Below are 20,225 nucleotides of genomic sequence, written 5' to 3'. Positions count from 1 at the left end.
CCCTGGCTTGCGACGGAGAGCGTGCCGCCGGCTGGGAGAAGGCAGCTCCCCCGGCTGGGAACAGGGAATCTCCCCCGGCTGAGGATGGCGAAGAGAAGCCGACGGCAGACGCAACCGGTCACGGATCCGGCGCCATCTGCACCCGGTCACGGATCCGGCGCCAGCCGCACCCGGTCATGGACCCGGCGCCAGCCGCACCCGGTCATGGAACCGGCGTCGGCCGGTCCGTCCCCGCAACGCCGCCCGATGGAGGCCCTGGCGGCAGGGTCGCCCCCGCCGGGCCCGCAGGCCCCGCCCGCGCCCTGACCTCAGCGGCGAACGGCCCCCGGCCCGACGCTGCCGTCACGTCCGAGATCTCGCCCACCACCACACATCGCGCCAGCCGCACGCCCTGCGCCCTGGCCACCCCTTCCGCACGGGCGCAGGCCGCCGTACCTCCCTCCGCCCAGTGATCGGCCGCCGCGAGCGCCGCGAGATCCGCACCGCCGGCCGCACGGTGCCGGGTCACGACGGCTTGGCCCAGGGCGAGTACGACGCCGAAGACGACACAGAGCACGGCGATGGCGCCGAGGCTCCAGACGGTGGCGGAACCACGGTCGGAGCGCAGGCCGACGGCGAGTACCCGTGCTGGAAGCCGGGCGGCGACGGGTCGGCTGGCCGCATGCCGCTCGATGGCGGGACTGCGTCCGGAGCTCCGACGGGCGATGGGCGTGCGGTCAGGTTCTCGGCCAGCGGCAGACTTGTGGCCGGGTCCCCAGTCGGCGATGGGCGTGCGGCCGGACTCTGAGCCAGTGGCGGACCTGCGGCCAGGTCCCCGGCCTATGACGGGCTTGGGGTCAGATCCTCGGCCGGCGATGGGCTTGGGCTCAGATCGCCGACCAGCGATCGGCCTGCGGCCAGTACTCCAGCCCCTGTGGGAACTACAGCCCCAGCCGGCGGCAGAGGCGCGGGCAGAAGAACAGCCGCCTGCCGTCTCGCACCCAGATCGTCGCCCGGTGACAAACCCGAGCCTCCCTGCGAAACCCCCTCTCATGTCCCCGCCCCCACCGTCTCCTCCGCCGACGCCACGGCTTCTTCCCGTACCTCGAAGGGGAGCCCGCGCAGCACCGGCGGCCTGGCCACGACGACCACGCGGACTTCGTCCCCCTCCCGGCCGACCGTGACCGTCGCGCCGCGCGGTGCCGCCTCACGGGTCACCTCGATGACCGCGTCGGCCGGATCCTGCCGGGCTGCGGCGCGGGCGCCCGTCCGGGCCGCGTCCACGCACTGGATCTGCGCGGCCACCACGAGCAGCCCCCACACCAGCGCCATCGCGAACATCACCAGCACAGGCAGCACGACAGCCGACTCCGCCGTCACGAACCCCTGGTCCGATCCCCGACGGGGTCCCCGACCGGCACCCAGGTCCGACCCCCGCTCAATGTCCCGCTCACATCCGCGCATCGAGCGCCTGCTTCACGATGGCCTGCAACTCCGCACTGACCTGCCCGCTCGTCACGACCTTGTAGAGCACCACGGCGAACGCCACCGCCGCGACGATCCCCATCGCGTACTCGGAGGTGACCATCCCCGCGTCCCTCCGCGCCGCCCGCTTCCCGCACACCAGGGCACCCATCCGCGCCCGTACCGCCTTGCACATCTCAACCCCCGTAAGACTCAGTCCTGTTGAAGCCAGTTGTTGAACTCTTCGTTGCCGAAAGTCCGACTCGTCTGCCGAAACTCCGACTCCTCTGCCGAAGTCGACTCCTCTGCCGAACTCCGACTCGTCTGCCGACCGGCGGCCGTCGCGCCCCTCACCCCGTCATCCGCCACCCCCTCCCAGCACGCCGCCCGCAAGCCCGATCACCACCGGCGCCACGCCCACCGCGATGAACGCGGGCAGGAAACACAACCCCACCGGCGCGGTGACCATGACAGCCGCCCGCCTGGCCCGTTCCGTCGCGGTGCGCCCCCAGTCGGCGCGGGCCTCCGCGGCGAGCCGCGCGACCGGTCCGGCGGCCGGAAGCCCCGACACGTCGGCTCTTTCGAGCAACCGCGCCAGCGCGCCGGCCCTCGGCATCGACGCCAGCCGCTGCCACGCCTCGCCCGGTTCACCGCCGAGCCGCACCTCCGCCGCCCCTCGCGCCAGCCCGTCCCCGACGGGGCCGCCCAGGGCCTCGCCCACGGCTTGCGCCGCGATCACCGGACCGGCTCCCGCAGCGATGCAGGCCGCCAGCAGATCGGCGGCGAGCGGCAGCTGGCGAGCCACCTCAGCGGCGTCGGGCACCTCCTCGGCGCCAACGGCCGCCTGCCGACGACGCCACATCCACAGCCCGCCCGCGACGATCAGCCCCGCCGCCAGTCCGGCGATGCCGCCGACCAGCGCCCAGCCGGCACCCACGACCGCCACCAAGGGCAGCCCATGCCGCATGCCCTGCCGGACGTCGAACCGTCGGCGTATCGACGTCACCTCGGCGGTCGTCATCAACTCGGCCAGCCGCCGCCGTACCCTCCGCTCGTGCCGCACCGCCAGGGGCCACCGCAACAGCCACCCGACGGCCAACGCCGCCCCCACGGCCACCCCCAGCCTGTGGACAACCTCCGCACTCACGCCGCCACCTCCCCCTCACGACCCAGACCCGCCCGATTCCTCACGCCGCCTCCGCTCCCCGCACGATCCGCAGCGCCCACCACATCCCCAGCGCCTCCAGCACCCCGCCGACCACCACGCACCCGAGCCCCGCCCCGGTATGCAGCAGCACATGCAGCGGGTCGGCCCCCATCGCGGCACCGAGCAGCAGCCCCAGAACCGGCAACCCGGCGAGCATCACCACCGTCGACCGAGCTCCCGCCAACTGAGCGCGTAGGTCGGCGCGTTGGTCCCGCTCGGCCCGCAACGCCCCTTCCAGCCGGTCGAGTCCGGCCGCGAGCCCGGCGCCCTGGTCCACGGCCACCCGCCAGCACGCCGCCAGGCCTGACAGGCCCCCGGCACCCGGCTGCCGTGCCGCGGAGGTGAGCGCGCCCGGCACATCCCCGCCGAACCGCGCCGCCGCCAACACCGCAGCCTGCGCTTCACCGAGCCCACCGCAGTCCCGCGCCACCCGCAGCAACGCCTCACCCGGCTGCCGCCCGGTCCGCACCTCCCCGGCCAGCGCCCCGCACAGCGCGATCACCGCGTCCCCGCAACGCTCCCGTGTCCGGCGCGCCTCCCGGGCCAGCCGCACCCTCCGCAGCAACGGCACCCCGGCCGCCCCCGCGACGACCGGCAGCAACGAAGCCCCCAGGACACCCAGCACCAGCCCGACGGCCGGCGCCCACCACTCGGCCCGCAACCGCCCCCGGAGCCGCCGCAGCTCCCCGGCCATCCGCCGCCAGTCGGGCGGCCCGGCTCCCACCACCCCACCACCCGCAAGCAGCAACTGCGCCCGGCGCGTACCGGAGTTGCGCCCGCCCACCAACCAAACCGCCGCCCCAAGACACGCCACTGCCGCGCCCAACGACATCTCACCCATGCAGACCACCTAGCCCCTCACCGCTCCGGAACCCACCACGTCACCGCACCAGTCACGGCACCGACTCCCTCACATCACCGAACCCGTCACGTCGCCGACTGCCTCACGTCACCGCACCCCACATCGCCTGCGCCCCGAAGCAGCCCCCGCAGCCGCTCCCACCCCCGCTCGTACGCGAACGCCTCCGCGCCCCAGCGCAGCGCCGGCACAGTCCGCACCAGCCCCGACGGGTCCCGTTCCAGCACATGCACCTCCGAGATCCGCCGCCGTCCGGTCCGGTCGCGCGCGAGATGGAGTACGACCGACAACGCGGCCGCCAACTGGCTGTGCAGCGCGGCCCGGTCGAGCCCTGCCGCCGTGCCGAGCGCCTCCAGCCGGGCCGGCACGTCGGCCGCCGCGTTCGCGTGGACGGTCCCGCAACCTCCTTCGTGACCGGTGTTCAAGGCGGCCAGCAGATGGACCACTTCGGAGCCGCGCACCTCCCCCACGACCAGCCGGTCCGGCCGCATCCGCAGCGCCTGCCGCACCAGGTCCTCAAGGGTGACGAGCCCGGCGCCCTCCTGGTTGGCGGGTCTGCTCTCCAGCCGTACGACATGCGGATGGTCCGGCCTGAGCTCCGCCGAGTCCTCAGCGAGCACGATCCGCTCGCCCGGCCCGGCCAGCCCGAGCAACGCGCTCAGCAACGTCGTCTTGCCACTGCCGGTCCCGCCACTGATGAGGAAGGACAGCCGCGCGTCGATCAGGGCCCGCAGCACCCGGTCCCCGCCCGGCGGCACGGTGCCCGCCGCGACCAGCTCGTCGAGCGTGAACGCCCGCGGCCGTACGACTCGCAGCGACAGGCAGGCACAGCCGACGGCGACCGGAGGCAGCACGGCGTGCAGCCGGGTCCCGTCGGGCAGCCGGGCGTCCACCCACGGCCGCGCGTCGTCCAGGCGCCGCCCGGCGACCGTGGCGAGGCGCTGCGCAAGGCGTCGTACGGCCGCCGCGTCCGGGAAGGACACGGAGGTCAACTCCAGGCCGCCGCCCCGGTCCACCCAGACCCGGTCCGGCGCCGACACCAGCACATCCGTCACCGACGGATCGGCGAGCAGCGGCTCCAGTGGACCGCTCCCGACCAGCTCGGACCGCAACTGGTCGGCCGCTCCGAGGACTTCGGCGTCCCCCAGCACCCTGCCCTGCTCCCGCAGGGCCTGCGCCACGCGCGCGGGCGTGGGTTCGGCCCCGCTCTCGGCCAGCCACTGCCGCACCCCGTCGAGCAACCCCGTCGGCATACCCGCCTGGGCCGTCGCCCCGGCCGCCGTCCCGGCCGAAGCCCACCGTCCAGCCGACGGACCGGCCCGGTCGACCGGCGCCCACCGCCCAATGACCGTGCTCCCGGCGACCTTCACCACCCGTGACACCGCAGCGGCGCTCGCCGAGCCGTCCGACACTCCCGCGACACCGCCACCCACCGGACCGTCCGACACCCGCCGCGCGACAGCGGCACTCACCGAGCCGTCCGACCCCCGCCGCACCACACCAGCGCCCACCGAACCGTCCAGCCCCCTCCGATCCACAGCGGCGCTCGCCGATCCGTCCAACGCCCATCGCGGCGTGGCCCTACGCACCCTCCCGTCCACGGTCCCGCTCGACCGCCACCGCTCGCGGGACGCCCGCACCGAACCACCCGCGCCACCGCTCTCCCAGTCGAGCGCCGAAGCCGTACCGACGCCGTCACTCGTGCCGCTGCGCACGCCGTCAGTAATGCTGCTGCGCACGGCGTCGCTCATGCTCCCGCTCACGCCGTCACTCATGCCGCCCTCGCCTCGAACAACGCGCGCTCCCAGAACTCCCGGCAGAACCGCGCCAGCGGCCCCCGCCCCACCGTCCCCGGCGGAGCCTTGGTCTCGTGCGGTCGCAGCAGTCCCGACTCGACCGGCACCTCACCCACGAGCGGCAGCTCCAGCAACCGGGCCACCTCGCGGTCGTCGAGCCCGGGCGCGTACGGCCCGCGTACGGCCACCCGCAGATCGCGCAGGACCATCCGGACCGCGGAGGACACCTGCCGAGCGGCAGTCAGGGCGCGCAGTTCGGCGGGGACCACGAGGATCCCCACGTCGAGCTGGGCGAGGGCCTCGGCGACGCCGTCGTCGATACGGCGGGGCAGGTCGACGACGACGGTGCCTCCCCGGCGCCGGGCCGCCGCGAGTACCGCTCGCATCGCCTGCGGCGGGACGGCGAGGCAGTCGCCGCGATCCCAGCTCAGGACCCGGAGGGAGTGCAGCTTCGGCAAGGACTCCTCCAGAGCGCCGCTGCCGAGCCGCCCGCGCGAACCGGCGAAGGAGGGCCAGCGCAGGCCCTCGGCGGCCTCGCCGCCCAGGAGGACGTCGAGTCCGCCGCCCAGCGGATCGGCGTCCACGAGCAGCGTGCGCAGCCCTTCACGCGCGGCGGTGACGGCGAGGGCACACGCGAGCGTGGACGCTCCGGCCCCGCCGCGGCCTCCGATGACGCCGACGGTGAGGGCGGGCCGGCCGACGCCCTCGGCGACGTCGGCGATGCGGTCGACCAACCACTGTTCGCCGTCGGGCAGCATCAGGACGTGGTCCGCGCCGATCTCGACGGCCCGGCGCCAGACGCCCGAGTCGTCCTGGTCCCGGCCGACCAGCACCACTCCACGTCTGCGGCCGGCCCCGCGCACGCGGCGCGCGGCGTCGTCGCCGACCAGGACGAGCGGCGCGGCCTCCCAGCTGCCCCGGGGCTCGGGCACCCCGTGGTGGACCTCCGGTGTGGCGCCGGCCGCCGCGCACAGGCGCAGCAGGTCGTCGAGCAGATCGGCGTCCTCCGTGACGATCAACGGTTTGCCCGGCTGCCCGGAGGCTGCGGGCGGCGGATCGTGTGTGACGGCTGCGGTCACGGTTTCCATCCCCCTTCGCTGCATCACTCGCGCAGCCCTGCGGCCCCGCGATTCCCAAACGTGTGAAGAACCGGCAAGCGGCCTCCATATGAACGGCCGATACGAACCGGCCGAACACGCCCGACTAACCAGAACCGGCCATGAAGTCGGCCCGAGCGGGACGTGCTGGAATCACGGTGCAGCGATCCCGGAAATCGTGTGGATCTTGGTCGATAACTGTGGACAACTCGGCGGTTGTGAATATGGCCGTCACCCATACCGGTGACCCCCGCACCGACCTCTGTACGACTTCCGCAGAGCAGCGCGACAGCTACGCACAGTCACGGATCATGGACATGCAGAAGAGGCGGCCGCAGCCGCCTCGCTTCGGCCTCGCGGCCGCGTTCAGAAGAGGAAAACCCACCCGGACATGCGACGACCCCCGCCGGGGGGGAGAGCGGGGGTCGTCTCCACGGCCGACTCGGGGGGGGAGGAGTCGGACCGCGTTAGCACGGTCGCGAACGATCCGTGACTTCCATGGTGTACCCGAGAGCCCTCTCAGGCAAACCCACGCGCCCACCTTACGCCGAATGGGCTGCCCCTATGCTCAGGGTTGTGGAAAACCACTCCTTGCCCCGCACAGCGGCCTTCTTTGACCTGGACAAGACGGTCATTGCGAAGTCGAGCACGCTCACGTTCAGCAAGTCCTTCTACCAAGGCGGTCTGATCAACCGCAGGGCCGCCCTGCGGACCGCATACGCCCAGTTCGTCTTCCGCCTGGGCGGTATGGACCATGACCAGATGGAGCGCACGCGCGAGTACCTCTCCGCGCTCGTCCGTGGCTGGAACGTCCAGCAGGTCAAGGAGATCGTCGCCGAGACGCTGCACGACCTGATCGACCCGATCATCTACGACGAGGCCGCCTCCCTCATCGAGGAGCACCACACCGCCGGCCGCGACATCGTGATCGTTTCCACGTCCGGTGCCGAGGTGGTGGAGCCGATCGGCGAGCTGCTCGGCGCCGACCGCGTGGTGGCCACGCGCATGGTCGTGGGCGAGGACGGTTGCTTCACCGGGGAGGTGGAGTACTACGCCTATGGCCCAACCAAGGCCGAGGCCATCAAGGAACTGGCCGAGTCCGAGGGCTACGACCTCTCTCGTTGCTACGCCTACAGCGATTCAGCCACCGATCTGCCGATGCTTCAGTCCGTGGGCAAACCGCACGCCGTGAACCCCGACCGCACACTGCGCCGCGAGGCCCTCGCGCGCGGGTGGCCGATTCTCGACTTCCACCGCCCGGTCCGACTCAAGCAACGGATTCCCTCCCTCTCCGTGCCGCCGCGACCCGCTCTTGTCGCGGCGGCGGCCATAGGAGCTGCCGCCGCCACCGCAGGGCTGGTCTGGTACGCGAGTCGACGCCGTACGGCTCTCGCCTGACCTGCACCTCTCGGATTCCGTGTGCCCGGTTCGACACATCGACGCCCGTTTGACGCAGTTTTGAGAGTAAAAGTAAAGAACTGCAGCCAGGCCTTCCGCTTGGTTGGGTCCTGGAGTACAAAGGACTCAACGGCCCGCGAGACCAAGGACATCCGCGAGGATCACCTTTAATACGCATTTGGCCCCACGGACCGAGCATGAACATCGAGCACCCACGCGACGTCGACCCGTCGATTACGGGCCAGCCGCACCAGGTGACGGGCGAAGTTCCCGACCTGATGGGCAATATATCGAGGACGCTTGGTAACCCGGTGAACATGCCAGCGGCGGTACGAAACCTCGTACCGCCGCAACTTATATGAGCCCCCCGCGCGGGGCTTTTTTCGTGGCCTACGACTGTCGAGCCGCCGTACGACGCTGCACGCACGGCTTCACACACGCGGCTTCACGCGCGCGACTTCACACACGCGCTACGACTGATCCACGCCCGTCCACACTCGCATGCGTTACGCCGCCCCGCGCTGCAGCGCCTCGCACACCGCCGTCGACTCGCGTGCGCCGAGCTCGATCGCCTTGCCACAGTGGGCGATCCAGGCGGCCATGCCGTCTGGGGTGCCGGAGACGTAGCCGTCGAGCGCCGCCAGATAGGCCGCGCGGCCCAGTTCGCCGTGACCGACCTCCGCCGGGCAGACGGACTTCGGGTCGAGGCCGCTGCCGACCAGGACGATGCGCTCGGCCGCGCGCGCGACAAGGCCGTTGCGGGACGTGAAGGGACGCAGCGCGAGGATTTCGCCGTGCACGACGGCGGCCGTCACCAGTGCGGGCGCCGACCCGCCGGCGATGATCAGCTCGGACAGCCCCTCCAGGCGGCCGTGCACCTCCGTCGCACTCGGCAGGGGCAACTCGACCAGCGGCTCGTCGACCGGCTCGCCCTCCTGGCGCGGTCGCCCGACCGTGTCGTCCTTGCTCGCCGCCGCCACCAGGTGCAGCCGGGCCAGCACCCGAAGCGGTGACTGCCGCCAGATGGACAGCAGTTGGCCCGCCTCGGCCGTGAGCCGCAGGGCCGCACCCATGACGCGCGCCTCGTCGTCACCGCTGAAGTCGGTGCGCCGACGCACCTCTTCGAGCGCCCAGTCGGCACCCGACAGGGCCGCGGAGCCACGGGCGCCACGCAGAGCCGCCTCAGAGGTGATCTCGTTGCTGCGACGCCGCATGATCCGGTGCCCGTAGGTCCGGTCCACAGCCTTGCGCACGGACTCCACGGACTCGGGCACCCCGGGCAGTGATCCGAGGGCCGCGAGCGGATCGGCGGTCGCACCTGTCGTACTCATGAGTACGACATTACGCACCCCGGGCCCGCACCCCACGATCGAGTGGCCTTCTTCACGCACGCCTGCCACATACAGCTACTGCACGACTACGCTTCGTGAACATGAAAATTGCTTTCGTCGGGAAGGGCGGCAGCGGCAAGACCACCCTGTCCTCCCTGTTCGTCCGCCACCTCGCCGCCACCGGCGCGCCGGTCGTCGCCGTCGACGCCGACATCAACCAGCACCTGGGAGCCGCGCTCGGCCTCGACGAGGGGGAGGCCGCCGCGCTGCCCGCGATGGGCGAGCGGCTGGCGCTGATCAAGGACTACCTGCGCGGCTCCAATCCACGGATCGCCTCCGCCCAGACAATGATCAAGACGACGCCACCCGGCGAGGGCTCGCGCCTGTTGCGGGTACGCGAGAACAATCCGGTGTACGACGCCTGCGCCCGGCCGGTGGAACTCGACGGCGGCGCCGTCCGTTTGATGGTCACCGGCCCGTTCACGGACTCCGACCTGGGGGTCGCCTGCTACCACTCCAAGACCGGGGCGGTGGAGCTGTTCCTGAACCACCTGGTGGACGGCCCCGACGAGTACGTCGTGGTCGACATGACGGCGGGCTCGGACTGCTTCGCCTCCGGCATGTTCACCCGCTTCGACATCACGTTCCTTGTCGCTGAGCCGACCCGGAAGGGGGTCTCCGTCTATCGCCAGTACAAGGAGTACGCCCGCGACTTCGGAGTCGTCCTGAAGGTCGTCGGCAACAAGGTGCAGGGACAGGACGACCTCGACTTCCTCCGCGCCGAGGTCGGGGACGACCTGCTGGTGACCGTCGGGCACTCGGACTGGGTGCGCGCCATGGAGAAGGGCCGTCCGCCCCGGTTCGATCTCCTGGAGGACGCCAACCACCTCGCCCTGCGCCGACTGCGCACGGCCGTGGACGCGACGTACGAGCTGCGGGACTGGGAGCGCTACACGCGTCAGATGGTGCACTTCCATCTGAAGAACGCCCGGTCCTGGGGAAACGAGCGCACCGGGGCCGACCTGACGGCACAGATCGACCCCGGGTTCGTGCTCGGTGAGGTACGCGGTGAGAGCGTCACCTGCCTGCGTGAGGGCAACTCGCCTCTGACTCCTACTGCTTGACCGCCGGCGCCCCGGGCGCCCCCTTCGGGGCCGGGGCCGGGCGCCCGGAGAGGAAGGACGTCCAGCCCTGCTTCGGGGCCTCGCCGACCCCTAGCGTGCGCAGCTTCTTCAGGGCCGTCGGGTCCTGGGCGTCCAGCCAGTCGGCGAGCTGCCGGAAGGAGACGCAGCGCACGTCGGGTTTGTTGCAGACGGCCTCGACGACGTCCTCGACGGCGTGCATGTAGGTGCCGCCGTTCCAGGACTCGAAGTGGTTGCCGATGATCAAGGGCGCTCGGTTGCCGTCGTAGGCCCGGCGGAAGCCCATCAACAGACCGTCCCGCATCTGGTGGCCCCAGAAGGCGTGCTTGGCGGGGTCGCCCTGGCTCGTCGTGCCCGACTGGTTGACCATGAAGTTGTAGTCCATGGTGAGCTGCTCGTAGGAGTGACCGGGGAAGGGCACGAGCTGCATCGACAGGTCCCACAGGCCCCCCTTCTTCGCGGGCCAGAGCTGATTGTTGACGCCGCTCGAGTCATAGCGGAAACCCATCTCGCGGGCGGCTTTGACGAAGTTCCGTCGGCCCTCCAGACAGGGCGTGCGGGCGCCGATGAGCTCCTTGTCGTAATCGAAGGGCAGGGGGGCCGCCCTCGTCAGGCCGGTGTTGGTCTTCCAGGACTTCACGAACTTCTTCGCCTGGGTGATCTCGTCCTTCCATTCCTCCACCGACCATTCGCCGACTCCGCCGCCGCTGCCGCAGAAGTGGCCGTTGAAGTGGGTGCCGATCTCATTGCCCTCGAGCCACGCCAGACGCAGTTGCTTCGCGGTGTCGGCGATGCCCTCCGCGTCGTTGAAGCCGATGTCCGAGCGGCCCGGGGAGTGCTGCGGCGGGCGATACAGGTCGCGCTTGTGGTCCGGCAGCATGTACACGCCGCTGAGGAAGTACGTCATCGTCGCGTTGTTCGCCTTGGCGACCTCGCGGAAGCGGGAGAACAGCTTCTGGCTGTCCTCTCCGGCACCGTCCCAGGAGAACACCACGAACTGCGGGGGCCTCTGACCTGGCTTCAGGCGCTCGGGTCTGGGCAGGTGCGGCTGCACCCCCGTGTACGCGGTGGACCCGTCGCCGATCAGGCGGACCACGCTCTGGGGCGCGGGCGCCGCCGGCTGCGGCTTCTGCGGTCCGGACGCCCCTTGCCGGATCGGGTCGGAACCAGTCGCACAACCGGCGAGCGATACGGCGCAGACCGCGGCGATCGCGGTACCCGCGGCGATCGCGGTACCCGCGGCGATCCTGTGCGTCACGACGACCCTGCGCGTCGCGGAAATCCTGCGGGGGGCGGCGAACCTGCGGGTGGCGGCCATGTTCCGTCCACCTTCTTCCTTCTCTCGGGTGCCGACGGCGCCGCCAAGGTCGCACGGGACCGAGAAGGAATTAGTACGACAAGCCGACTAATTAGCTACTTCACTCTTCAGGGGGATTTATTAGTCCATTTGCTCGGAAAATCCATTCCGTTCCTTTACTCTGCATTACGATCCGTTTACCGACTGTTGATGCATCCCGCCGCTGCATGCCGTGACCACACGGCCGCGACCCGACCCCTCGCCCAGGAGCGGGGGACCACCAGATCCGCGACCGCGCTGCCCCGGAGGAGACGGGAAACATGTCCGCCTGCACCCCCACCCGCGCCGAAGACCCACGTCGAGAGACGCGCATCCACGAGCCCCACAGCCCACCCCCGCCCCGCCGCTACCGCATCGCGGGCGCCGATGTGTCAGCCTCGATCGCGGTCTTCCTGATCGCGCTCCCCCTGTCCCTCGGCATCGCCCTGGCCACCGGCGCCCCCCTCCAGGCCGGCCTCGTCGCCGCGGCCGTCGGAGGAATCGTCGCCGGATGGCTCGGCGGCTCCCCCCTCCAGGTCAGCGGCCCCGCCGCCGGGCTCACCGTCGTCACCGCCGACCTCATCCACCGCTACGGCTGGCGGACGACCTGCGCCATCACCGTCCTGGCCGGCCTGGCCCAACTGGGCCTGGGCTGCCTGCGCGTGGCCCGCAGCGCCCTGGCCGTCAGCCCCGCCATCGTGCACGGCATGCTCGCCGGCATCGGCGTCACCATCGCCGTGGCGCAGCTGCACATCGTCCTGGGCAGCACCCCGCAGAGCGCGGTCCTCGACAACCTCCGGGCGTTGCCCGCCCAGTTGGCGAACGTGCACCCGGCCGCCGTGTCGGTGAGCGCGCTGACGCTGGCCCTGCTGCTGCTCTGGCCGCGGATCCCCGGCCGCATCGGACGCCTCCTGCACAAGGTCCCCGCCGCACTCGTCGCCGTCACCGGTGCCACCGTCACCGCTTCACTCGCCGGGCTCACCCTGCCCAAGGTCGACCTGCCGTCCTGGAGCAGCCACGCCCTGGCCGGGCTCCCCGAGGGCCCGGTGCTCGGACTCGCCGCCGCCGTGCTCACCATCACGCTGGTGTGCAGCGTGCAGTCGCTGCTCGGCGCGGTCGCGGTGGACAAGCTGGTCGCCTCCCGCCTCGATCTGGTCGCCGCCCGCCCCGGTCGGCCCGCTCGCGTCAGCCGCTCCAATCTGGACTGCGAACTGCTCGGACAGGGCGCCGCGAACATCGTCTCGGGCACGCTCGGAGGACTGCCCGTGGCCGGTGTGGCGGTGCGAAGTTCGGCGAATGTGCAAGCCGGTGCCGTGAGCCGGAACTCCACGATGCTGCACGGCGTTTTCGTAGTAGTCGCCGCTCTGCTGATGGTCCCGATCCTGGAGCTCATCCCGCTCGCCTCGCTCGCCGCCCTGGTGATGGCCGTCGGCATCCAGATGGTGTCCCTGCACCACATCCGCACGGTGACGCGCCACCGAGAGGTGCTGGTGTATGCCGTCACCACCCTCGGCGTGGTGTTCTTCGGCGTCCTGGAGGGCGTGGCGCTGGGGGTCGCCATGGCCGTCGCCGTCGCCCTGCACCGCCTCACCCGCACCCGGATCACGCATGACGAGAAGGAAGGAGTCCATCACGTACATGTACGAGGGCAGTTGACGTTCCTCGCGGTGCCACGGCTCAGCCGGGCCCTGCATCTCGTACCCCAAGGCGCCGACGCCGTAGTGGAGCTGGACGGGTCGTTCATGGACCACGCGGCGTACGAGTCACTGCAGGACTGGCAGAACTCGCACACCGCGCACGGCGGCTCCGTCGAGCTGATCGGCCGCAGGGCCGGGGTCCGGATCGGCGAGCCGTCGGGACCGGTCGGCCTCCATCTCGACGCCGGGACGAACGCGGCCGAGTCGGCCGACTGCCGGTGCCACCCCTGGACGCCCTGGCGCAACCACCAGTGCGAGATCCCGGAGTCCGTCACATCCCAGGGCGGACGCCCCGGTAAGGCGCGGGCGACCGGGAGCGGCGACGGCGAGACCGACAGGACCGGCGACGCGCCCTGCGACACCGGCACCTCCAGCACCACGGGCGAGTTCGACACGGCCGGCGAGCCCGGCGGAGCCGACGGGCCCACCGGGTCCGGCCGCCCCGGTGGGAGCAGAGCCGACGGATCCGGCGGAGCCGAAGGGAGCCGACCGAACTCGCATCAACTGGCCCGTGGCATCAGCGCGTTCCAGCGCAACACCGCACCCCTGGTGCGGGGAGAGCTGGCGCGGCTGGCGCGGGAGGGGCAGCAGCCTTCGCAGCTTTTCCTGACCTGCGCGGACTCGCGGGTGGTCACCTCGATGATCACCTCCAGTGGTCCGGGCGACCTGTTCGTGGTGCGCAACGTCGGCAACCTCGTTCCGCTGCCCGACCAGGAGAGCGGGGACGACTCGGTGGCTGCGGCGATCGAGTACGCGGTGGACGTGCTGCAGGTGCGGTCCATCACGGTGTGCGGGCACTCCGGGTGCGGGGCCATGCAGGCGCTGCTCAACTCCGAGCCCGGTGGTCCGCAGACCCCGCTGCGGCGGTGGCTGCGGCACGGGCTGCCGAGCCTGGAGCGGCTGTCCGACGAGAGCCGGCCGTGGGCCAGACTCGCCGGGCGGGCGCCGGCCGACGCGGTCGAGCAGCTCTGCCTGACCAACGTGGTCCAGCAGTTGGAGCACCTGCGCGCCCACGACTCCGTGGCCCAAGCCCTGCGGGCAGGGGCGCTGGAGCTGCACGGCATGTACTTCCACGTGGGCGAGGCGCAGGCGTATCTGCTCGGCGAGGGGAACGGGGACGAAGGGAACGGGGACGAGGTGTTCGACGACGTGGGAGTGGCGGATCTGTCGGCGTGACGGGCAGAGGTGCGCGCGGCCCCGTTCGGCGCGGGGCCGCGCTTCGCGTAAGGGGCCGACGCCCCTGAAGGTGAGGGACGGTGTTTCACCTGCGCCGGGCCGGAATGTGAAAGGGAATGTGAAAGGGGTTACAGACCTGAACCGCGTCCGCCCGGCGTCCGTGGGAACGGATGACCCTGGCGTCGAAAGCACCTCCGGGCCACCCCCGGGGCCGGCTCCCGCCGACAGGTCTAAACCAATTTTCCGTCGACCCTTGTCATCGGACCCCTGGGTCTGATGAGCTGTGGCCTGGGACACAACGGACACCCTGGGAAAGGGAGATGTCGTGAGCAACGAAAGCCTGGCCAACCTGCTGAAGGAAGAGCGCAGGTTCGCACCCCCCGCCGACCTGGCCTCCGGCGCCAATGTCACGGCGGAGGCGTATGAGCAGGCCAAGGCTGACAGGCTCGGCTTCTGGGCTGAGCAGGCCCGTCGGCTGACCTGGGCCAAGGAGCCGACGGAGACACTGGACTGGTCGAACCCGCCGTTCGCGAAGTGGTTCAAGGACGGCGAGCTGAACGTCGCGTACAACTGCGTGGACCGGCATGTGGAGGCCGGCCTCGGCGACCGCGTCGCCATCCACTTCGAGGGCGAGCCCGGTGACAGCCGCGCCCTCACCTACGCCGAGCTCAAGGACGAGGTCTCCAAGGCCGCCAACGCCCTGCTGGAGCTGGGCGTTCAAAAGGGCGACCGGGTCGCCGTCTACATGCCGATGATCCCCGAGACGGCGGTCGCGATGCTGGCCTGTGCCCGCATCGGCGCCGCGCACTCCGTCGTCTTCGGCGGCTTCTCGGCGGACGCTCTGGCCACCCGTATCCAGGACGCGGACGCCAAGGTCGTCATCACCTCCGACGGCGGCTACCGGCGCGGCAAGCCGTCCGCGCTCAAGCCGGCCGTCGACGAGGCGGTCGGCAAGGTGGACAACGTCGAGCACGTGCTCGTCGTACGGCGCACCGGCCAGGACGTCGCCTGGGACGACAGCCGCGACGTCTGGTGGCACGAGATCGTCGAGCGGCAGTCCGCCGAGCACACCCCCGAGGCCTTCAACGCCGAGCAGCCGCTGTTCATCCTCTACACGTCCGGGACGACGGGTAAGCCGAAGGGCATCCTGCACACCTCCGGCGGCTACCTCACGCAGGCCGCGTACACCCACCACGCGGTCTTCGACCTCAAGCCGGAGACCGACGTCTACTGGTGCACCGCCGACGTCGGCTGGGTCACCGGCCACTCGTACATCGTGTACGGGCCGCTGGCGAACGGCGCGACGCAGGTCATGTACGAGGGCACGCCCGACACTCCGCACCAGGGCCGCTTCTGGGAGATCGTGCAGAAGTACGGGGTGACCATCCTGTACACGGCGCCGACCGCCATCCGTACGTTCATGAAGTGGGGCGACGACATCCCCGCGAAGTTCGACCTCAGCAGCCTGCGGGTGCTGGGTTCCGTGGGCGAGCCGATCAACCCCGAGGCGTGGATCTGGTACCGCAAGCACATCGGGGCCGACATCACGCCGATCGTGGACACCTGGTGGCAGACCGAGACGGGCGCGATGATGATCTCCCCGCTGCCGGGCGTCACCGCGACCAAGCCGGGTTCCGCGCAGACGCCGCTGCCCGGCATCGCCGCGACCGTCGTCGACGACGAGGCGAACGAGGTGCCCAACGGCGGGGGCGGCTACCTGGTCCTGACCGAGCCGTGGCCGTCGATGCTGCGCACCATCTGGGGCGACGACCAGCGCTTCCTCGACACCTACTGGTCGCGCTTCGAGGGCAAGTACTTCGCCGGTGACGGGGCGAAGAAGGACGACGACGGCGACATCTGGCTGCTGGGCCGCGTCGACGACGTCATGCTCGTGTCGGGGCACAACATCTCCACCACGGAGGTCGAGTCCGCCCTGGTCTCCCACCCGTCCGTCGCCGAGGCGGCCGTGGTCGGCGCCGCCGACGAGACCACCGGGCAGGCCATCGTCGCCTTCGTCATCCTGCGCGGCACAGCGAACGCCGAGGACGAGGGCCTGGTGGGGGAGCTGCGCAACCACGTCGGCGCCACCCTCGGCCCGATCGCCAAGCCCCAGCGGATCCTGCCGGTGGCCGAGCTGCCCAAGACCCGCTCCGGCAAGATCATGCGCCGTCTGCTGCGGGACGTCGCCGAGAACCGCCAGCTCGGTGACGTGACGACGCTGACCGACTCGACGGTCATGGACCTCATCCAGGCCAAGCTCCCCGCCGCACCCAGCGAGGACTGAGTACCACCACCCAGGGCACCCGGCGACCAGCGCGCCGGGTGCCCTTCGCGTACGTACGGTGGAGATCGACGGATGCAGTCCGGCGCCTTCTTAGGTAAACTAATCAAAATAGCTTCACCCTGAGGTGCGCCGGGAAGTCTGGTCGGCATGTGCTTTGTCCTGCCCACCGACCGGAGGTCTCCCCCGTGGCCGCGCCCCGCACCACCGCCCCCGCCCGCAAGGTCTTCGGACGACTGTCCCTCCCCGAGCGGAACTTCGTCGCGGAGGCGCTGCGCACCGAGACCGTCGGTGGCGTGCTCCTGCTCATCGCCGCGATCACCGCGCTGGTCTGGGCGAACGTACCCGCACTGCACGACAGCTACGAGAGCGTCGGCCACTTCCACCTCGGCCCCGAGGCCCTCGGCCTGCATCTGTCCATCGAGCACTGGGCCGCCGACGGGCTCCTCGCGATCTTCTTCTTCGTCGCCGGGATCGAGCTCAAGCGTGAGCTGGTCGCCGGTGATCTCAAGGACCCCAAGGCTGCCGCGCTGCCGGTCGTGGCCGCGCTGTGCGGGATGGCGGTCCCCGCGCTCGTCTACACGCTGACCAATGTCACCGGTGGCGGCTCGTCGGCGGGCTGGGCCGTCCCGACCGCCACCGACATCGCCTTCGCGCTCGCCGTCCTCGCCGTCATCGGCACCTCCCTGCCCAGCGCGCTGCGCGCCTTCCTGCTCACGCTCGCCGTCGTCGACGACCTCTTCGCGATCCTGATCATCGCGGTCTTCTTCACCGACCGGATCAACTTCGCCGCGCTCGGCGGCGCGGCCGTCGGCCTCGCAGTCTTCTGGCTGCTGCTGAGGAAGGGCGTACGCGGGTGGTACGTGTACGTCCCGCTCGCCCTCGTGATCTGGGGGCTGATGTACAACAGCGGCGTCCACGCCACCATCGCCGGCGTGGCGATGGGTCTGATGCTGCGCTGCACTCGGCACGAGGACGAGCCGCACTCCCCCGGTGAGCACATCGAGCATCTCGTACGTCCCCTGTCGGCGGGCCTGGCCGTGCCGCTGTTCGCGCTGTTCAGCGCCGGTGTGACCATCTCCGGCAGCGCGCTCGGCGAGGTGTTCGCCCAGCCGGAGACGCTCGGTGTGGTCCTCGGCCTTCTCGTCGGCAAGACGGTCGGCATCTTCGGCGGTACATGGCTGACGGCACGTTTCACCAGGGCCTCGCTCAGCGACGACCTGGAGTGGGGCGACGTGTTCGCCGTCGCGACCCTCGCCGGCATCGGCTTCACCGTCTCGCTGCTCATCGGCGAACTCGCCTTCGAGGGCGACGCCACGATGACCGACGAGATCAAGGCGGCCGTACTCCTCGGCTCCCTCGCTGCGGCGACCCTGGCGACGGTGCTGCTGAAGATACGGAACGCCAAGTACCGCAGGATGGTCGAGGCCGAGGAGCGCGACGAGGACGCGGACGGCATTCCGGACATCTACGAAGAGGACACGCCGGAATACCACCTGCGCATGGCCGCCATCCACGAGCGCAAGGCCGCCGAGCACCGCCGTATCGCCGACGAGCAGACCGCCGCACGCCACGCGCTTGCCGAAGTGGCGGGCGGGGCAAGCGAGGAGGAGCACCGTCGGGCATGATCTGACGGGACGGTACAAAAGACGGAACCGTACGCAGTCAGGCAGAAGACGGAACCGTAACTACGAGGGAGACCGCGATGAGCGCACCCGACGGCAGCCCGGTCGGCGCCGAACGCAGCATCGGCCAGCTGTTCGCCTCGGCGACGACCGAGATGTCGGCGCTGGTGCACGACGAGATCGCACTGGCGAAAGCGCAGCTCAAGCAGGACGTCAAGCGCGGCGCGACGAGCGGCGGCGCGTTCACGCTGGCCGGCGCCGTGCTGGTGTTCTCCCTGCCGATGCTGAACTTCGCCCTGGCGTACGGCATTCGGACGTGGACCGACTGGAACCTCGCGATCTGCTTCGTTCTGTCCTTCGCGGCGAACGTCCTCGTCGCCGGGGTCCTCGCGCTGATCGGTGTCGTCTTCGCGAAGAAGGCCAAGAAGAGCAAGGGTCCGCAGAAGGTCGCCGCCTCGGTGAAGGAGACGGCGGGCGTCCTGCAGAAGGCCAAGCCGCACCCGCGTCCGGCCCCGGCGACGACGCCGGAGCTGGAGGACCGGGCGCCGGCGGCCATCGAGGCTGTGGCACGCTCGTCGTCATGACGGATCCCGCCACCCCTTCGGCCCAGCCTGCCTCAGTCGTACGACTGGATGGTCCCTGGACACACAGGGACGTGGCCGCCAATGGTGCGCGCTTCCACATCGCGGAGATGGGCGACGGCCCGCTGGTGCTGCTGCTGCACGGCTTCCCACAGTTCTGGTGGACCTGGCGGCACCAGCTCGTCGCCCTCTCCGACGCGGGCTTCAGGGCCGTCGCGATGGACCTCAGGGGCGTCGGCGGCAGCGACCGTACGCCGCGCGGTTACGACCCGGCCAACCTCGCCCTCGACATCACCGGCGTGATCCGCTCGCTCGGCGAGCCCGACGCCGCACTGGTCGGCCACGACCTGGGCGGATACCTGGCGTGGACGGCGGCCGTGATGCGCCCCAAGCTCGTACGGCGGCTCGCGGTCGCGTCCATGCCACACCCCCGGCGCTGGCGCTCGGCGATGCTCTCGGACGTCAAGCAGACGGGTGCGAGTTCCTACATCTGGGGGTTTCAGCGGCCCTGGATTCCCGAGCGGCAACTGACGGCGGACGACGGGGCACTCGTGGGCCGCCTGGTCCGCGACTGGTCGGGCCCGCGCCTGCCGGACGACGACGCGGTGGAGATGTACCGCCGCGCGATCTCCATCCCGTCGACGGCGCACTGCTCGATCGAGCCGTACCGCTGGATGGTGCGCTCGCTGGCCCGCCCCGACGGCATCCAGTTCAACCGGCGCATGAAGCGACCGGTGCGCGTGCCGACGCTGCATCTGCACGGCTCCCTCGACCCCGTGATGCGCACGCGCAGCGCGGCCGGCTCGGGCGAGTACGTCGAAGCGCCGTACCGCTGGCGGCTGTTCGACGGGCTCGGGCACTTCCCCCACGAGGAAGACCCGGTCGCTTTCTCCACCGAACTGATCAACTGGCTGAAAGATCCCGAACCCGATCGGTGACCGCGCCGATGCGCCCGGTATCCGGAACTGAACGCGTGTCCTACGAACAGCCAATTGCCCGGCGCATAGGCCAATTGGGCGCCCTGGGGGCGGTTATCGACCTTGGGGCAGGGGCAGACGTCGGGGTATGGGCTGGACGCACGACTACAGTGACGCAGCACGCAACCGCCGCTCGGCCAGTGGGCTGAGCCCTCACCAGCGAGGCAGCGCCCCGCAGGCGCCGGGCGCAGACCCCCGGGTGGGCATTCCGCGCATTCTGCGCCGCCGGGCCCGCTGGGTCTCGGTGCGCCTGCGCCACCCGCGCACCTGACCTCGACC

17 protein-coding genes are annotated in these 20,225 nt (G+C 71.0%); 8 read left to right on the top strand and 9 right to left on the bottom strand.

Going from position 1 to position 20,225, the window contains the following annotated elements; all coding sequences use genetic code 11:
• Nucleotides 1-202: 202 nt before the first annotated feature.
• From AB5J49_RS26455 to ssd, 7 genes are all read right to left on the bottom strand, one after another.
• Complete coding sequence (locus tag AB5J49_RS26455; RefSeq protein WP_369175269.1) at nt 203-607, bottom strand: Rv3654c family TadE-like protein; 405 nt, start codon at nt 605-607, stop codon at nt 203-205.
• Between the two features lie 422 nt (nt 608-1,029).
• Nucleotides 1,030-1,443, bottom strand: coding sequence for a TadE family type IV pilus minor pilin (locus AB5J49_RS26450; protein ID WP_369171207.1), 414 nt, complete (start codon nt 1,441-1,443; stop codon nt 1,030-1,032).
• The gene (locus AB5J49_RS26445; RefSeq protein ID WP_369171206.1) at nt 1,430-1,639 is read right to left on the bottom strand and encodes a DUF4244 domain-containing protein; all 210 of its coding nucleotides are present in this window, start codon (nt 1,637-1,639) and stop codon (nt 1,430-1,432) included. Before AB5J49_RS26445 ends, AB5J49_RS26450 begins: the two co-directional genes overlap by 14 nt.
• 162 nt (nt 1,640-1,801) lie before the next feature.
• The gene (locus tag AB5J49_RS26440; protein ID WP_369171204.1) at nt 1,802-2,590 is read right to left on the bottom strand and encodes a type II secretion system F family protein; all 789 of its coding nucleotides are present in this window, start codon (nt 2,588-2,590) and stop codon (nt 1,802-1,804) included.
• A gap of 40 nt (nt 2,591-2,630) precedes the next feature.
• Nucleotides 2,631-3,491, bottom strand: coding sequence for a type II secretion system F family protein (locus AB5J49_RS26435; protein WP_369171203.1), 861 nt, complete (start codon nt 3,489-3,491; stop codon nt 2,631-2,633).
• An 86-nt stretch (nt 3,492-3,577) separates the two neighbouring features.
• Nucleotides 3,578-4,762: a TadA family conjugal transfer-associated ATPase gene (locus AB5J49_RS26430; protein WP_369175268.1), complete on the bottom strand. Its 1,185-nt coding sequence runs from the start codon at nt 4,760-4,762 to the stop codon at nt 3,578-3,580.
• A 518-nt stretch (nt 4,763-5,280) separates the two neighbouring features.
• On the bottom strand, nt 5,281-6,393 hold the full coding sequence (gene ssd, locus AB5J49_RS26425; RefSeq protein WP_369171201.1) for a septum site-determining protein Ssd: 1,113 nt from the start codon (nt 6,391-6,393) through the stop codon (nt 5,281-5,283).
• A 573-nt stretch (nt 6,394-6,966) separates the two neighbouring features.
• Between ssd and AB5J49_RS26420 the strand changes: the two genes are divergently transcribed.
• Nucleotides 6,967-7,800 carry an HAD family hydrolase gene (locus tag AB5J49_RS26420; protein WP_369171200.1) on the top strand — a complete coding sequence of 278 codons (834 nt, stop codon included), beginning with the start codon at nt 6,967-6,969 and terminating at the stop codon, nt 7,798-7,800.
• 506 nt (nt 7,801-8,306) lie between these two features.
• On the opposite strand, the gene AB5J49_RS26415 is transcribed toward AB5J49_RS26420, so the two are convergent.
• Nucleotides 8,307-9,131, bottom strand: coding sequence for an oxidoreductase (locus AB5J49_RS26415; protein ID WP_369171199.1), 825 nt, complete (start codon nt 9,129-9,131; stop codon nt 8,307-8,309).
• Nucleotides 9,132-9,232: 101 nt separating this feature from the next.
• On the opposite strand from AB5J49_RS26415, the gene AB5J49_RS26410 reads away from it, so the two are divergent.
• Entirely contained in the window at nt 9,233-10,255 is a 1,023-nt protein-coding gene (locus AB5J49_RS26410; protein ID WP_369171198.1) for an ATP-binding protein, read from the top strand.
• Here AB5J49_RS26410 and AB5J49_RS26405 read toward each other — a convergent pair.
• The gene (locus AB5J49_RS26405) at nt 10,245-11,519 is read right to left on the bottom strand and encodes a hypothetical protein (protein WP_369175267.1); all 1,275 of its coding nucleotides are present in this window, start codon (nt 11,517-11,519) and stop codon (nt 10,245-10,247) included. The genes AB5J49_RS26410 and AB5J49_RS26405 overlap by 11 nt on opposite strands.
• A gap of 371 nt (nt 11,520-11,890) precedes the next feature.
• Here AB5J49_RS26405 and AB5J49_RS26400 point away from each other — a divergent pair, with 371 nt between their 5' ends.
• The 6 genes from AB5J49_RS26400 to AB5J49_RS26375 all read left to right on the top strand — a co-directional run bounded on the left by AB5J49_RS26400 (nt 11,891) and on the right by AB5J49_RS26375 (nt 20,217).
• The gene (locus tag AB5J49_RS26400; protein WP_369171196.1) at nt 11,891-14,482 is read left to right on the top strand and encodes a bifunctional SulP family inorganic anion transporter/carbonic anhydrase; all 2,592 of its coding nucleotides are present in this window, start codon (nt 11,891-11,893) and stop codon (nt 14,480-14,482) included.
• A gap of 325 nt (nt 14,483-14,807) precedes the next feature.
• On the top strand, nt 14,808-16,766 hold the full coding sequence (gene acs, locus AB5J49_RS26395) for an acetate--CoA ligase (protein WP_369171195.1): 1,959 nt from the start codon (nt 14,808-14,810) through the stop codon (nt 16,764-16,766).
• A gap of 185 nt (nt 16,767-16,951) precedes the next feature.
• Nucleotides 16,952-18,391, top strand: coding sequence for a Na+/H+ antiporter NhaA (gene nhaA / locus AB5J49_RS26390; RefSeq protein WP_369171193.1), 1,440 nt, complete (start codon nt 16,952-16,954; stop codon nt 18,389-18,391).
• Between the two features lie 77 nt (nt 18,392-18,468).
• Nucleotides 18,469-18,972 carry a phage holin family protein gene (locus AB5J49_RS26385; protein ID WP_369171192.1) on the top strand — a complete coding sequence of 168 codons (504 nt, stop codon included), beginning with the start codon at nt 18,469-18,471 and terminating at the stop codon, nt 18,970-18,972.
• On the top strand, nt 18,969-19,907 hold the full coding sequence (locus AB5J49_RS26380; protein WP_369171191.1) for an alpha/beta fold hydrolase: 939 nt from the start codon (nt 18,969-18,971) through the stop codon (nt 19,905-19,907). Before AB5J49_RS26385 ends, AB5J49_RS26380 begins: the two co-directional genes overlap by 4 nt.
• Before the next feature lie 127 nt (nt 19,908-20,034).
• Nucleotides 20,035-20,217 (top strand): hypothetical protein, encoded by a 183-nt coding sequence (locus AB5J49_RS26375; protein ID WP_369171190.1) that lies wholly within the window; start codon nt 20,035-20,037, stop codon nt 20,215-20,217.
• Nucleotides 20,218-20,225: the final 8 nt, after the last annotated feature.

The organism is Streptomyces sp. R28, from assembly GCF_041052385.1.
GTDB lineage: Bacteria > Actinomycetota > Actinomycetes > Streptomycetales > Streptomycetaceae > Streptomyces.
This window is presented reverse-complemented; position numbering and strand designations above follow the sequence as displayed.

Bases quoted from the DNA above. Each gene is read 5' to 3' on its own strand.
- AB5J49_RS26450 (WP_369171207.1), bottom strand. From the start codon at position 1,443: ATGCGCGGATGTGAGCGGGACATTGAGCGGGGGTCGGACCTGGGTGCC.
- AB5J49_RS26435 (WP_369171203.1), bottom strand. From the start codon at position 3,491: ATGGGTGAGATGTCGTTGGGCGCGGCAGTGGCGTGTCTTGGGGCGGCG.
- AB5J49_RS26400 (WP_369171196.1), top strand. From the start codon at position 11,891: ATGTCCGCCTGCACCCCCACCCGCGCCGAAGACCCACGTCGAGAGACG.
- AB5J49_RS26375 (WP_369171190.1), top strand. From the start codon at position 20,035: ATGGGCTGGACGCACGACTACAGTGACGCAGCACGCAACCGCCGCTCG.
- ssd (WP_369171201.1), bottom strand. From the start codon at position 6,393: ATGGAAACCGTGACCGCAGCCGTCACACACGATCCGCCGCCCGCAGCC.
- AB5J49_RS26420 (WP_369171200.1), top strand. From the start codon at position 6,967: ATGCTCAGGGTTGTGGAAAACCACTCCTTGCCCCGCACAGCGGCCTTC.
- AB5J49_RS26410 (WP_369171198.1), top strand. From the start codon at position 9,233: ATGAAAATTGCTTTCGTCGGGAAGGGCGGCAGCGGCAAGACCACCCTG.
- AB5J49_RS26380 (WP_369171191.1), top strand. From the start codon at position 18,969: ATGACGGATCCCGCCACCCCTTCGGCCCAGCCTGCCTCAGTCGTACGA.
- AB5J49_RS26385 (WP_369171192.1), top strand. From the start codon at position 18,469: ATGAGCGCACCCGACGGCAGCCCGGTCGGCGCCGAACGCAGCATCGGC.
- AB5J49_RS26415 (WP_369171199.1), bottom strand. From the start codon at position 9,131: ATGAGTACGACAGGTGCGACCGCCGATCCGCTCGCGGCCCTCGGATCA.
- AB5J49_RS26445 (WP_369171206.1), bottom strand. From the start codon at position 1,639: ATGTGCAAGGCGGTACGGGCGCGGATGGGTGCCCTGGTGTGCGGGAAG.
- AB5J49_RS26430 (WP_369175268.1), bottom strand. From the start codon at position 4,762: ATGCCGACGGGGTTGCTCGACGGGGTGCGGCAGTGGCTGGCCGAGAGC.